The sequence below is a fragment of the Streptomyces sp. NPDC031210 genome (assembly GCF_055570395.1).
In genome coordinates this window covers 83,688-97,406 of record NZ_JBVIHH010000018.1, presented here as the reverse complement: position 1 = coordinate 97,406, position 13,719 = coordinate 83,688, and the positions used below count along the sequence as shown (strand labels likewise).

At 66.7% G+C, this 13,719-nt stretch carries 9 protein-coding genes; all 9 read right to left on the bottom strand.

From position 1 onward, the window contains the following. Positions 1-38: 38 nt before the first annotated feature. Positions 39-524: a DUF1707 and DUF4190 domain-containing protein gene (locus ACZ45Z_RS28315; protein WP_468368305.1), complete on the bottom strand. Its 486-nt coding sequence runs from the start codon at positions 522-524 to the stop codon at positions 39-41. A 330-nt stretch (positions 525-854) separates the two neighbouring features. Beyond that, positions 855-4,754, bottom strand: a complete 3,900-nt coding sequence (locus ACZ45Z_RS28310; protein ID WP_468368302.1) for a DNA-directed RNA polymerase subunit beta' — start codon at positions 4,752-4,754, stop codon at positions 855-857. A 124-nt stretch (positions 4,755-4,878) separates the two neighbouring features. Beyond that, the gene (rpoB, locus tag ACZ45Z_RS28305; RefSeq protein ID WP_468368130.1) at positions 4,879-8,364 is read right to left on the bottom strand and encodes a DNA-directed RNA polymerase subunit beta; all 3,486 of its coding nucleotides are present in this window, start codon (positions 8,362-8,364) and stop codon (positions 4,879-4,881) included. A 645-nt stretch (positions 8,365-9,009) separates the two neighbouring features. Beyond that, entirely contained in the window at positions 9,010-9,393 is a 384-nt protein-coding gene (gene rplL, locus ACZ45Z_RS28300; RefSeq protein WP_468368128.1) for a 50S ribosomal protein L7/L12, read from the bottom strand. Positions 9,394-9,501: 108 nt separating this feature from the next. Beyond that, on the bottom strand, positions 9,502-10,053 hold the full coding sequence (gene rplJ, locus ACZ45Z_RS28295) for a 50S ribosomal protein L10 (RefSeq protein ID WP_468368125.1): 552 nt from the start codon (positions 10,051-10,053) through the stop codon (positions 9,502-9,504). 302 nt (positions 10,054-10,355) lie between these two features. After that, positions 10,356-11,204 carry an SCO4651 family lipoprotein gene (locus tag ACZ45Z_RS28290; RefSeq protein WP_468368122.1) on the bottom strand — a complete coding sequence of 283 codons (849 nt, stop codon included), beginning with the start codon at positions 11,202-11,204 and terminating at the stop codon, positions 10,356-10,358. A gap of 150 nt (positions 11,205-11,354) precedes the next feature. Continuing rightward, the gene (gene rplA / locus ACZ45Z_RS28285) at positions 11,355-12,071 is read right to left on the bottom strand and encodes a 50S ribosomal protein L1 (RefSeq protein ID WP_468368119.1); all 717 of its coding nucleotides are present in this window, start codon (positions 12,069-12,071) and stop codon (positions 11,355-11,357) included. 106 nt (positions 12,072-12,177) lie between these two features. Next, the gene (rplK, locus tag ACZ45Z_RS28280) at positions 12,178-12,612 is read right to left on the bottom strand and encodes a 50S ribosomal protein L11 (protein WP_468368116.1); all 435 of its coding nucleotides are present in this window, start codon (positions 12,610-12,612) and stop codon (positions 12,178-12,180) included. A gap of 167 nt (positions 12,613-12,779) precedes the next feature. Next, positions 12,780-13,679 (bottom strand): transcription termination/antitermination protein NusG, encoded by a 900-nt coding sequence (gene nusG, locus ACZ45Z_RS28275; RefSeq protein ID WP_468368113.1) that lies wholly within the window; start codon positions 13,677-13,679, stop codon positions 12,780-12,782. Positions 13,680-13,719: the final 40 nt, after the last annotated feature.

Sequence of the window (13,719 nt, the reverse complement as noted above, 5' to 3'; positions counted from 1 at the left end):
CGCCCCAATGATCCACTACGGCCGCCGCGGCAGGTCCCTCAGGAGTGGGAGACCGCGACGAGGACGAACACCAGGAGGAACAGTGCCCAGGCGCCGATACCCAGCCAGCCGAGCACCAGGCCGGCGATGGCCTGACCGTCCCCGCGCTCACCGGTCCGGCGGATCTCGGTCCGCGCCTTGTGGCCGAGGATCACCGCCGGGATCGCCGTCAGCCCCCACGTCACCGGCATCATGATCCCGCACACCAGCGCGCCCGTCGCGGAGCTGTTGGTGTGCACCGGCATCGGCATCTGCATGGGCATCGGCATGAACGTCGCGGGCACTCCGGGCTGCGGCGCGAACTGCGCCTGCGGCACCGGTCCCTGCGGGAGATCCGACACCAGCATCTGGAGTTCGGAGTGCGTCTGCGCCTGATAGGCACGGCCCATCCGCTGCTCGTACTCCGCCTGGCCGAGCCGGCCCTCGGCAAAACCCGCCTTCAGCACATCGATCGCGCGTTCACGATCGGCGTGCGAGGCACGCATGGCCGGCATCTGATACGGCGGCTGAGCGGGCTGCCCACCCTGCCACGGCTGGAATGCCATGTCGCGAACCTCCCCCCGCTCGACAGTTGACCCCATCTTCTCATCACAGACGCGGCAATGGGAGGACCAGTTCCCCCCAGGGCATGGGGACGCGAACGGCCCGACCGCCGGCCTCGCGCACGCGCGCCGTACACCGCCCGCCAGGACGCCACGGGCATCTCCCCCCTGCGGCACCACGCGCCCGCCCCCAGCGGCCCCCCAACGCCGCAGGGCGGCCACCCCGGTGGGGTGACCGCCCTGCGTTCAGCCGAAACCGGCGAACCGGATCGCTTACTGGTTGTACGGACCGTAGTCGTAGTCCTCCAGCGGGACCGCCTGGCCGGAGCCGGTGCCGAAGGGCGAGTAGTCGATGTCGTCGTAACCGACGGCCGAGTACATCGCGGCCTTGGCTTCCTCGGTGGGCTCGACCCGGATGTTGCGGTAGCGGGACAGGCCCGTACCGGCCGGGATGAGCTTACCGATGATGACGTTCTCCTTGAGGCCGATCAGGGAGTCGGACTTGGCGTTGATCGCCGCGTCCGTCAGCACCCTGGTCGTCTCCTGGAAGGACGCCGCCGACAGCCAGGACTCGGTGGCCAGCGAAGCCTTGGTGATACCCATGAGCTGCGGACGGCCCGAGGCCGGGTGGCCGCCTTCCGCCACGACACGACGGTTCTCGCCCTCGAACTTCGTGCGCTCCACCAGCTCGCCCGGCAGCAGCTCCGCGTCGCCGGACTCGATGATCGTCACACGGCGCAGCATCTGCCGGATGATGATCTCGATGTGCTTGTCGTGGATCGCCACGCCCTGGCTGTTGTAGACCTTCTGGACCTCGCCGACCAGGTGGACCTGGACGGCACGCTGGCCGAGGATCCGCAGCACGTCGTGCGGGTTGATCGCACCCACGGTCAGCGGCTGGCCGACCTGGACGTGGTCGCCCTCGCCCACCAGGAGGCGGGCACGCTTGGAGACGCCGTAGGCGGTCTCGTCGCTGCCGTCGTCCGGGGTGACGATGACCTTCTTGGTCTTCTCGGTCTCCTCGATACGGACGCGGCCGGCCGCCTCCGAGATCGGGGCGACACCCTTGGGCGTACGGGCCTCGAAGAGCTCGACGACACGCGGCAGACCCAGCGTGATGTCGTCACCGGCCACACCACCGGTGTGGAAGGTACGCATCGTGAGCTGGGTGCCGGGCTCACCGATGGACTGGGCGGCGATGATGCCGACCGCCTCACCGATGTCGACCAGCTTGCCGGTGGCCAGCGAACGGCCGTAGCAGAAGGCACAGGTGCCGACCGCGGACTCGCAGGTCAGGACCGAACGGGTCTTGACCTCCTCGACGCCGTGCGCGACGAGCTGGTCGATGAGGACATCGCCCAGGTCGACGTTGGCGGGGCCGATGACCTTGCCGTCGACGACGACGTCCTCGGCCAGCATCCGCGCGTACACGCTGGACTCGACGTCGTCCGCCTTGCGCAGGACGCCGTCGGCGCCCTTGCTGGCGATCCGCAGCTTCAGACCGCGCTCGGTGCCGCAGTCCTCCTCGCGGATGATGACGTCCTGCGAGACGTCCACCAGACGACGGGTGAGGTAACCCGAGTCGGCGGTACGCAGGGCGGTGTCCGCCAGACCCTTACGGGCACCGTGCGTGGAGATGAAGTACTCCAGCACGGACAGACCCTCACGGAACGACGCCTTGATGGGCCGCGGGATGGTCTCGTTCTTGGCGTTGGACACCAGACCACGCATACCCGCGATCTGACGCATCTGCATCATGTTTCCGCGAGCACCGGAGTCCACCATCATGAAGATGGGGTTGGTCTTCGGGAAGTTCTCATTCATCGCCTCGGCAACCTCGTTGGTCGCCTTGGTCCAGATGTTGATGAGCTCCTGCGTGCGCTCGTCCTTGGTGATCAGACCGCGCTCGTACTGCTTCTGCACCTTCTCGTCCTGGGCCTCGTAGCCCTTGACGATGGCCTTCTTGGCCTCCGGGACGACGATGTCCGAGACGGCGACGGTGACGCCGGAACGGGTCGCCCAGTGGAAGCCGGCCGCCTTCAGGTTGTCGAGCGTCGCCGCCACGATGACCTTGGGGTAGCGCTCGGCCAGGTCGTTGACGATCGCGGAGAGCTGCTTCTTGCCCACCGAGTAGTCGACGAACGGGTAGTCCTCGGGCAGCAGCTCGTTGAAGAGCGCGCGACCCAGGGTCGTCCGCAGCCGGAAGCTGTCACCCTGCTGCCACTCGGGCTCGCCCTCCTCCGCGACCGGGGGAACCCAGCCGCGCGGCGGAACGGTGCCGATCGGGAAGCGGATGTCGACCTTCGCCTGGAGCGACAGCTCGCGGGCGTCGAAGGCCATGATCGCCTCGGCGGTCGAGCCGAAGGCCCGGCCTTCGCCGATGACCTTGCGCTCCGCCTCATCCGTGGTGAGGAAGAACAGGCCCAGCACCATGTCCTGGGTCGGCATGGTGACCGGACGGCCGTCGGCCGGCTTGAGGATGTTGTTCGAGGACAGCATCAGGATGCGGGCCTCGGCCTGCGCCTCCGCGGACAGCGGGAGGTGGACGGCCATCTGGTCACCGTCGAAGTCCGCGTTGAACGCGGTGCACACGAGCGGGTGAATCTGAATGGCCTTGCCCTCGACGAGCTGCGGCTCGAAGGCCTGGATGCCCAGGCGGTGCAGGGTCGGCGCACGGTTCAGCAGCACCGGGTGCTCGGCGATGACCTCTTCGAGGACGTCGTAGACGACCGTGCGGCCGCGCTCGACCATGCGCTTGGCCGACTTGATGTTCTGCGCGTGGTTGAGGTCAACCAGGCGCTTCATCACGAACGGCTTGAAGAGCTCCAGCGCCATGGCCTTGGGCAGACCGCACTGGTGCAGCTTGAGCTGCGGGCCGACGACGATCACCGAACGCGCGGAGTAGTCGACTCGCTTGCCGAGCAGGTTCTGACGGAAGCGGCCCTGCTTGCCCTTGAGCATGTCGCTCAGGGACTTCAGCGGGCGGTTACCGGGACCGGTGACCGGGCGACCGCGGCGGCCGTTGTCGAACAGCGCGTCGACGGCCTCCTGGAGCATGCGCTTCTCGTTGTTCACGATGATCTCGGGCGCACCGAGGTCGAGAAGGCGCTTCAGGCGGTTGTTGCGGTTGATCACGCGGCGGTACAGGTCGTTCAGGTCGGAGGTCGCGAAGCGGCCACCGTCGAGCTGCACCATCGGACGCAGGTCCGGCGGGATCACCGGGATGCAGTCCAGCACCATGCCCTTGGGGCTGTTGCGGGTCTGGAGGAAGGCGGAGACGACCTTGAGGCGCTTGAGCGCACGGGTCTTCTTCTGGCCCTTGCCGGTCCGGATGATCTCGCGGAGGCGCTCGGCCTCCTCCTCCAGGTCGAAGGTCTCCAGGCGCTTCTGCAGGGCAGCGGCACCCATCGAGCCGTCGAAGTACGTGCCGAAGCGGTCACGCAGCTCGCGGTAGAGCAGCTCGTCGCCCTCCAGGTCCTGGACCTTGAGGTTCTTGAAGCGGTTCCAGACCTCGTCGAGACGGTCGATCTCGCGCTGCGCACGGTCGCGCAACTGCTTCATCTCACGCTCGGCGCCCTCGCGCACCTTGCGGCGCACGTCGGCCTTGGCGCCCTCGGCCTCCAGCTCGGCCAGGTCGGTCTCGAGCTTCTTGGCGCGGGCTTCCAGGTCGGAGTCGCGGCGCTGCTCGATCTGCTGGCGCTCGACGGAGACGTGCGCCTCCAGCGAGGGCAGGTCGCGCGTACGGCGCTCGTCGTCCACCCACGTGATCATGTAGGCGGCGAAGTAAATGACCTTCTCGAGGTCCTTGGGGGCGAGGTCCAGCAGGTAGCCCAGCCGGCTCGGCACGCCCTTGAAGTACCAGATGTGGGTAACGGGAGCGGCAAGCTCGATGTGGCCCATCCGCTCACGGCGCACCTTGGCGCGCGTGACCTCGACGCCACAGCGCTCACAGATGATGCCCTTGAATCGGACGCGCTTGTACTTACCGCAGTAGCACTCCCAGTCCCGGGTCGGACCGAAGATCTTCTCGCAGAAGAGTCCGTCCTTTTCGGGCTTGAGGGTGCGGTAGTTGATGGTCTCCGGCTTCTTGACCTCGCCGTGGGACCACTGACGAATGTCGTCAGCGGTGGCGAGGCCGATCCGCAGCTCGTCGAAGAAGTTGACGTCGAGCACTGTCGTCAATCCCACCTTCGGGGGTTTCCCCCGACAATTGTTGCTGCCAGGGTCGAGTCTCAATAGTGGTCTGGGGGTCCGGGGTTAGCCGGGGCCTTGGATTACAAGGCCCCGGCCAGACCCGTCAGACCTCTTCGACGCTGCTCGGCTCGCGCCGGGACAGGTCGATACCGAGCTCTTCCGCGGCGCGGAAGACATCCTCGTCGGTGTCACGCATCTCGATGGACATGCCGTCCGAGGACAGCACCTCCACGTTGAGGCACAGGGACTGCATCTCCTTGATGAGCACCTTGAAGGACTCGGGGATGCCGGGCTCGGGAATGTTCTCGCCCTTGACGATGGCCTCGTAGACCTTCACGCGGCCGGTCACGTCGTCGGACTTGATCGTCAGCAGTTCCTGGAGGGCGTACGCGGCGCCGTATGCCTCCAGCGCCCACACCTCCATCTCACCGAAGCGCTGGCCACCGAACTGGGCCTTACCACCCAGCGGCTGCTGGGTGATCATCGAGTACGGACCGGTCGAACGCGCGTGGAGCTTGTCGTCGACCAGGTGGTGGAGCTTGAGGATGTACATGTAGCCGATGGAGATCGGCTCGGGGAACGGCTCACCGGAGCGGCCGTCGAACAGCCGCGCCTTGCCGGAGCCCTTCACCATGCGCTCGCCGTCGCGGTTCGGGATCGTCGACTCGAAGAGACCGGAGATCTCGTCCTCGCGCGCACCGTCGAACACCGGGGTGGCGACGTTGGAGCCGGGGGCGACCTCGTCGGCACCGATGGCGTGGAGGCGCTTCTTCCACTCCTCCTCGACACCCTCGACCTTCCAGCCCTGGCTGGCGAGCCAGCCGAGGTGGATCTCCAGGACCTGACCCGGGTTCATTCGGGACGGGACACCCAGCGGGTTGAGGATGATGTCGACCGGGGTGCCGTCCTCCAGGAACGGCATGTCCTCGACCGGCAGGATCTTCGAGATGACGCCCTTGTTGCCGTGACGGCCGGCGAGCTTGTCACCGTCGGTGATCTTGCGCTTCTGGGCGACGTAGACGCGGACCAACTGGTTCACGCCCGGGGGAAGCTCGTCGCCCTCTTCGCGGTCGAAGACGCGGACGCCGATGACCTTGCCGATCTCACCGTGCGGCACCTTCAGCGAGGTGTCGCGCACCTCGCGCGCCTTCTCACCGAAGATCGCGCGGAGCAGGCGCTCCTCGGGGGTCAGCTCGGTCTCACCCTTGGGCGTGACCTTGCCGACGAGGATGTCGCCGGCGACGACCTCGGCACCGATCCGGATGATGCCGCGCTCGTCGAGGTCGGAGAGGACCTCTTCGGAGACGTTCGGGATGTCCCGGGTGATCTCCTCCGGGCCGAGCTTGGTGTCACGGGCGTCGACCTCGTGCTCCTCGATGTGGATCGAGGAGAGGACGTCGTCCTGCACGAGGCGCTGCGACAGGATGATCGCGTCCTCGTAGTTGTGGCCCTCCCACGGCATGAACGCCACGAGCAGGTTCTTGCCGAGCGCCATCTCGCCTTCGTCCGTGGACGGACCGTCGGCGAGGACCTGGCCCTCGATGACCCGCGCGCCCTCGTCCACGACGACCTTCTGGTTGAAGGAGGTGCCCTGGTTGGAGCGGGTGAACTTCGCGACGCGGTACGTGGTGTACGTGCCGTCGTCGTTGGCGACGGTGATGTAGTCCGCGGAGACCTCCTGGACCACACCGTCCTTCTCGGCCTTGATGACGTCACCGGCGTCGACCGCGCAGCGGTACTCCATGCCGGTGCCGACCAGCGGGGACTCCGCCTTGATCAGCGGAACGGCCTGGCGCATCATGTTCGATCCCATGAGCGCGCGGTTGGCGTCGTCGTGCTCGAGGAAGGGGATCATGGCGGTCGCGGCCGACACCATCTGGCGCGGCGAGACGTCCATGTAGTCGACTTCTTCGACCGTGACGAGGTCGACCTCGCCGCCGCGGCGGCGGACCAGCACACGCTGCTCGGCGAACCGCATGTCCTCGGTCAGCGGCGCGTTGGCCTGCGCGATCAGGAAGCGGTCCTCCTCATCGGCGGTGAGGTAGTCCACCTCCTCGGTGACCTGGCCGTCGACGACCTTGCGGTAGGGCGTCTCGATGAAGCCGAAGACGTTGACCCGGCCGTAGGAGGCCAGCGAGCCGATCAGACCGATGTTGGGACCCTCAGGGGTCTCGATCGGGCACATGCGGCCGTAGTGCGAGGGGTGCACGTCACGGACGTCCAGGCCGGCCCGCTCACGGGAGAGACCACCCGGGCCCAGCGCCGACAGGCGGCGCTTGTGGGTCAGACCCGACAGCGGGTTGGTCTGGTCCATGAACTGGGACAACTGGCTGGTGCCGAAGAACTCCTTGATGGAGGCGACGACCGGCCGGATGTTGATCAGGGTCTGCGGCGTGATCGCCTCGACGTCCTGCGTGGTCATGCGCTCGCGCACGACGCGCTCCATACGAGCCAGACCCGTGCGGACCTGGTTCTGGATGAGCTCGCCGACGTTGCGCAGACGACGGTTGCCGAAGTGGTCGATGTCGTCGGTCTCGACGACGATCGTCCGGCCCGACTCACCGATCGTCTCGGTCTCGCCGGCGTGCAGCTTGACCAGGTACTTGATCGTCGCGATGACGTCATCGGTGGTCAGCACACCGGCGTCGAGCGGCTCGTCGCCACCGAGCTTCTTGTTGACCTTGTAGCGGCCGACCTTGGCGAGGTCGTAGCGCTTGGGGTTGAAGTAGAGGTTCTCGAGCAGCGTCTGCGCGGCCTCGCGGGTCGGCGGCTCGCCCGGACGCAGCTTGCGGTAGATGTCGAGCAGCGCGTCGTCCTGGCCCTGGGTGTGGTCCTTCTCCAGGGTGGCGCGCATCGACTCGTACTCGCCGAACTCCTCCAGGATCTGCTCGGTGGTCCACCCGAGAGCCTTGAGCAGGACGGTGACGGACTGCTTGCGCTTGCGGTCGATGCGGACACCGACCATGTCGCGCTTGTCGATCTCCAGCTCCAGCCAGGCACCGCGGGACGGGATGACCTTGGCCGAGAAGATGTCCTTGTCGGACGTCTTGTCGATGGAGCTGTCGAAGTAGACGCCCGGCGAGCGGACCAACTGCGAGACGACGACACGCTCGGTGCCGTTGATGCAGAAGGTTCCCTTGTTCGTCATGAGCGGGAAGTCGCCCATGAAGACCGTCTGGGACTTGATCTCGCCGGTCTCGTTGTTGGTGAACTCGGCGGTGACGAAGAGCGGAGCCGCGTACGTGAAGTCGCGCTCCTTGCACTCGTCGATGGAGTTCTTCGGGGGCTCGAAGCGGTGGTCGCGGAACGTCAGCGACATCGACCCGGAGAAGTCTTCGATCGGGGAGATCTCTTCAAAGATCTCTTCGAGACCGGACTTGGTGGGGACTTCCTGCCCACTCTCCAGCGCAGCCTCGACGCGACCCTTCCATGCGGCATTGCCGAGCAGCCAGTCGAAGCTTTCGGTCTGCAGCGCAAGGAGGTTCGGAACCCCGAGGGGCTCCTTGATCTTCGCAAAAGAGATGCGCAGCGGGGCGGTGCTGTCGCCGTTGTTCGTATTGGCAGTCGAGGCGTTGCGCGAGGCGGCCAAGAGGGGGTCCTTCCGAGGGCTCGGACTCACTACGCGCGTACCGGTCCCGAATCGAGCAGACGGAGGGAAAGCCCAGGTCAGGGCGGTTCATCCAATATGCTCGGGCTCGGGTATGCCCCTGGTGACGGGCAGGGAGCAGCTAACAGGCAGCGCAAAGGGTCAGTGTAGCCACTTGGCACACTGATGTCCAGAGCGAGGTTCCGGAAGACCGGTTCAGCACCGTGATACCGATCTTCTCCCTCCGGAAGGCCACGCCCTCCGTGCTGGAGGAGCCCCTCATTGCCGCTGTCTTCTCACTGCTGCTGTCTTCGCCCAATGCCCTGCGCCTGCCGAAAGCCCTGCGCCAGTGGCGCACACCGATGCTTCCCTCTTCGTCGGCGATCCATGCCTCGGACCCTGGATCGCTTCTGCGTCGCGTCCCGAGAATTGCGCGCCGCGTCCGGTTCGTCAAGGCCCCCCACCTCTGGGAAATCGTCACATGGGGCGCGTCCGGGCAACGAAGATCACCATACTCGCACGCCGGCCGGGGACAACGCAGCAGCGGCGGAGAGCGCCGAAGGGCGACCACCCGCATGGGTGATCGCCCTTCGCTGTGCCCCGAGGCGCCTGGAGGCGCTCAGAGCGTGAGTCGGAGACTCAGTGAGGTCACTTGACCTCGACGGAGGCGCCGGCGCCCTTGAGGGCCTCGGCGGCCTTGTCCGCGGCGGCCTTGTCGACCTTCTCGAGGACGGGCTTCGGGGTGCCGTCGACGAGGTCCTTGGCCTCCTTCAGGCCCAGGGAGGTCAGCTCACGCACGACCTTGATGACCTGGATCTTCTTGTCGCCGGCGCCGGTGAGGACGACGTCGAACTCGTCCTGCTCCTCGGCGGCCTCGGCCGGGGCGCCCGGGGCACCGGCGGCGGCAACGGCGACCGGGGCGGCGGCCTCGACGTCGAACTTGTCCTCGAACGCCTTCACGAACTCGGAGAGCTCGATGAGGGTCATGCCCTCGAACTGCGCGAGCAGGTCTTCCTGGCTGAGCTTCGCCATGGTGGCGGTCCTTCCACTAATTCGGCTGGTGCCGGATGTACATGAATGGCGGGCGTACGGGCCCGCTGGACTGCGGAGAGTCACGCGCCCCGAGGGGCGTGTGCGTGATTACTCGGCAGCCTCGGCGGGAGCCGGCGTACCGGCACCGCCCTGCTCGACCTTGCTGCGAAGCGCGTCCGCGGTGCGGGCGAACTTCGTGAGCGGGGCCTGGAAGGTCGCCGCGGCCTTGGCCATGGACGCCTTCATGCCACCCGCCAGCTTGGCGAGCAGAACCTCGCGGGACTCGAGGTCCGCAAGCTTCTTGATCTCGTCGGCGGACAGCGCCTTGCCGTCAAGGACACCGCCCTTGATGACGAGGGAGGGGTTCTCCTTGGCGAAGTCACGAAGACCCTTCGCCGCCATGACCGGGTCTCCGGTCACGAAGGCGACTGCGGTCGAGCCCTTGAGGTGCTCGTCCAGCGTGATCCCGGCCTCAGTGGCCGCAATCTTGGTCAGCGTGTTCTTCACCACACGGTACTGAGCGTTCTCACCGAGCGAACGACGCAGCTCCTTGAGCTGCGCAACGGTAAGACCGGTGTACGCGGTCACTACAGCAGCGTTGGAGTTGCGGAACTTGTCCGTGATCTCCTCGACGGCTGCGACCTTGTCGGGCCTCGCCATGAGCCTCGGCCTCCTTCCGGGTGATGAGGACCGCGCAGAAGGGGCTGGGCAAAACAAACGCCCCGGCGCAAGCGCACGGGGCATCACTCGACCGGACATGAATACGTCCGGGAGTTTCTTCCACATACACCTGCGCAGGCCGTCCGCAGCTAGCGGATCCTTCGGCCACCACACGCCCGAGATCGGACGCGCGGAGACAACCAGCGGTCTTTGGCTTCTTGGATACGGTACGGGACCGGCCCGCCATCAGGCAAATCGGCTGAGCGGGGGCATCCGCGACGCCCCCGCTCCCCTGCTACCGCTTACTTGTAGTCCGTCGTCTCGCTCGCGGGCGGCGGGGTCACCGTGACCTTGGTGCCGTAGTCCGAGTAGAACACCGTCGAGTCGTACCCGCCGGTCTTGGTGTCCATCTGCTCACGCTTCTTGACGAGCAGGTTGTCCGCGCTGATCCACAGGTCGATCGTCTCGGTCTTCGCACCCGACCGCTTGAGCTGCTTCTCCAGCGCCTTGAGGTCCGACTCGCTGACGTTCTTGGACTGCATGCGGGCCAGCTCGGACACCGCGAGGGTGCCGGTGTAGTGCGTCGCCGAGACGCCGCGGACGTCCTCCTTGCCGGCTGCCTCGACCTTCCCGGAGGCGACCAGCAGGTCCACCGAACGGCTCGGGTTGTTGTTCTGCATCATGTCCTTCATCAGGGCGCCGGCCGGGCCCATCTTCTTGGCCATGACCTCGTAGTCGTACTTCACCCACGGCTTGCCGCCCACCGGCATGCCGGCCGCGCCCAGATTCATGTACATCGCGTCCGGGGTGTACAGCGCCTTCATCGGCTTGCCGGAACCGGCGGACTGCGTGATGTCGACGTCCATGTGCATGCCCTGGGACCAGTCCAGGGCACCCTTCATGGTCTGCTGGCTCGGGCCGTTCTTGACCGAGCCGTCGATCTTCGCGGACTGCTTGCCGTTCGTCTGCTGCGAGGCGGTCCGCAGGGAGGCCAGGGCGGTCTGCAGCGGAGACTGCTTCTGTCCCGCCGCGTCGCTTCCCGCACCGCCGCCGCTGCCGGCCGCCTTGCCACCGTTGTCGTTACAGGCGCTGAGACCGCCCACCAACATGACAACTCCCGCCACGGCGGCGGTGATACGCGTGCTACGCACCTGAGGCTCCCCCTTTTTAGATCTTCTTCATGGACTCGGGGGCGACTGTAATGCAGGGCACCGACAGCGAACGCGTCGGGCCCCGCCCTCCCTTGGGAGAGCGGGGCCCGACGGTGACTGTCGCGCGCTACGAGGCGTCGATCAAGGAGATCAGACGGCCTCGTCCTCGACGAGGAGGTTGCGGGTGCGGTTGGCGTCCAGCGGAATGCCGGGGCCCATCGTGGTGGTGAGGGTCGCCTTCTTGATGTAGCGGCCCTTGGCGGCGGACGGCTTGAGACGGTTGATCTCTTCCAGCGCCGCGGCGTAGTTCTCCACCAGCTTGGTCTCGTCGAAGGAGACCTTGCCGATGATGAAGTGGAGGTTCGCGTGCTTGTCCACGCGGAACTCGATCTTGCCGCCCTTGATGTCGGTGACAGCCTTGGCGACATCCGGGGTGACGGTGCCGGTCTTCGGGTTCGGCATCAGACCACGCGGACCGAGCACGCGGCCGAGACGGCCGACCTTGCCCATGAGGTCCGGGGTGGCGACGACGGCGTCGAAGTCCAGACGGCCCTTGGAGACCTCGTCGATCAGTTCGTCGGAGCCGACGATGTCGGCGCCGGCGGCTTCCGCGGCCGCAGCACGGTCACCGGTCGCGAAGACCAGGACCCGGGCGGTCTTACCGGTGCCGTGCGGAAGGTTCACGGTGCCACGGACCATCTGGTCGGCCTTGCGCGGGTCGACACCCAGACGCATGGCGACCTCGACGGTCGCGTCGAACTTGACGGACGAGGTGTCCTTGGCGATACGGACGGCCTCGAGCGGGGCGTACACGCGCTCCCGGTCGATCTTCGCGTCCGCGTTGCGAAGAGTCTTGCTGCGCTTCACTGCTGCTCCTGAGTGAGGGAGATGGAGTCGTGGTGCGGGCCAGCGCCTGGCCCTGCCACGGAACGGCGCCGAGGTACGGCTACCGCCACGGGCTACGAGGTGACGGTCAGCCCTCGACCGTGATGCCCATGGAACGCGCGGTGCCGGCGATGATCTTCGACGCGGCGTCCAGGTCGTTCGCGTTCAGGTCGGGCATCTTCGTCGTGGCGATCTCGCGGACCTGGGCGCCGGTGATCTTGGCGACCTTGGTCTTGTGCGGCTCGCCGGAGCCCTTCTCCACGCCCGCGGCCTTCAGGATGAGCTTCGCGGCCGGCGGAGTCTTCGTGACGAAGGTGAAGGAACGGTCTTCGTAGACCGTGATCTCCACCGGCACGACCATGCCACGCTGCGACTCGGTCGCGGCGTTGTAGGCCTTGCAGAACTCCATGATGTTGACGCCGTGCTGGCCCAGCGCGGGGCCGACCGGCGGAGCCGGGTTGGCGGCGCCGGCCTGGATCTGGAGCTTGATAAGCCCCGTGACCTTCTTCTTCTTGGGAGGCATGCTCTCTCCGGGTCCTAGTGAGAGTTGTTTCGCCCCTCAATCCGGTCATCCGGATGGAGGCATACCGCACAACGATAACGGGTATAGTCGCGCGGCCAAAAACCGAGCAGGTCAGACGGGCCGTGAAGCCCGTCTGACCTGGTCGGTGGCTGGTGGTCCGGAAGACGCTAGTTCTTCTGGATCTGGTCGAAGCTGAGCTCGACCGGGGTCTCGCGGCCGAAGATCTCGACGAGGCCCTTGACCTTCTTCGAGTCGGCGTTGATCTCGTTGATCGTGGCCTGGAGCGTCGCGAACGGGCCGTCGGTGACGGTGACGGAGTCGCCCACCTCGAAGTCCAGCACCTGGACCTCCAGCTTGCGCGACGGCGCCGGCTTGCCCTCGGCCGCGGCGGCCTCCTTGGCGGCCTTCGCCTCGGCCTCCGGGGCGAGCATCTTGACGATCTCGTCCAGCGTCAGCGGGTAGGGGTCGTAGGCGTTACCGACGAAGCCGGTGACACCCGGGGTGTTGCGGACGACGCCCCAGGACTCGTTCGTCAGGTCCATCCGCACCAGCACGTAGCCCGGGAGCTTGTTCTGGCGGACGGTACGGCGCTCGCCGTTCTTGATCTGAGCGACCTCTTCCTGCGGCACCTCGGCCTGGAAGATGTAGTCCTCGACGTTCAGCGAGACGGCACGCTGTTCGAGGTTGGTCTTCACGCGGTTCTCGTAACCCGCGTAGGTGTGGATGACGTACCACTCACCGGGGAGGGTGCGCAGCTCGTCGCGGAGGGCGGCCACCGGGTCGACCGGCTCCTGCTCCTCCTCGGGCTCCGCGGACTCGTCCTCGGCCTCGGCGGCTTCGTCGGACTCCTCGACGGTCTCGCCGGGAGCCTCGTCGGTCACCGCGGCCTCTTCGGCGGGCTCGCCGGCAGCAGCGTCCTCGGCGTCGATCTCGTCGGCACCGTCAGCGTTCTCGACGATCTCCAGAGCGGTGTCGTCGCCCTCGACCTCGGCCGAGACGGCCTCGTCAACGTCGGCCTCTGCAGCCGCGACGGGCTCGGCGGCGTCGTTCAGGTTCGGGTCAGACACGTGGCTGCTTCTTCCTTGCTTCAAGGGGTTGAACATGCGA

Coding starts and splice junctions, on each gene's coding strand:
- ACZ45Z_RS28315 (WP_468368305.1), bottom strand. CDS start 524: ATGCGTGCCTCGCACGCCGATCGTGAACGCGCGATCGATGTGCTGAAG.
- rplL (WP_468368128.1), bottom strand. CDS start 9,393: ATGGCGAAGCTCAGCCAGGAAGACCTGCTCGCGCAGTTCGAGGGCATG.
- rplJ (WP_468368125.1), bottom strand. CDS start 10,053: ATGGCGAGGCCCGACAAGGTCGCAGCCGTCGAGGAGATCACGGACAAG.
- rplK (WP_468368116.1), bottom strand. CDS start 12,612: ATGCCTCCCAAGAAGAAGAAGGTCACGGGGCTTATCAAGCTCCAGATC.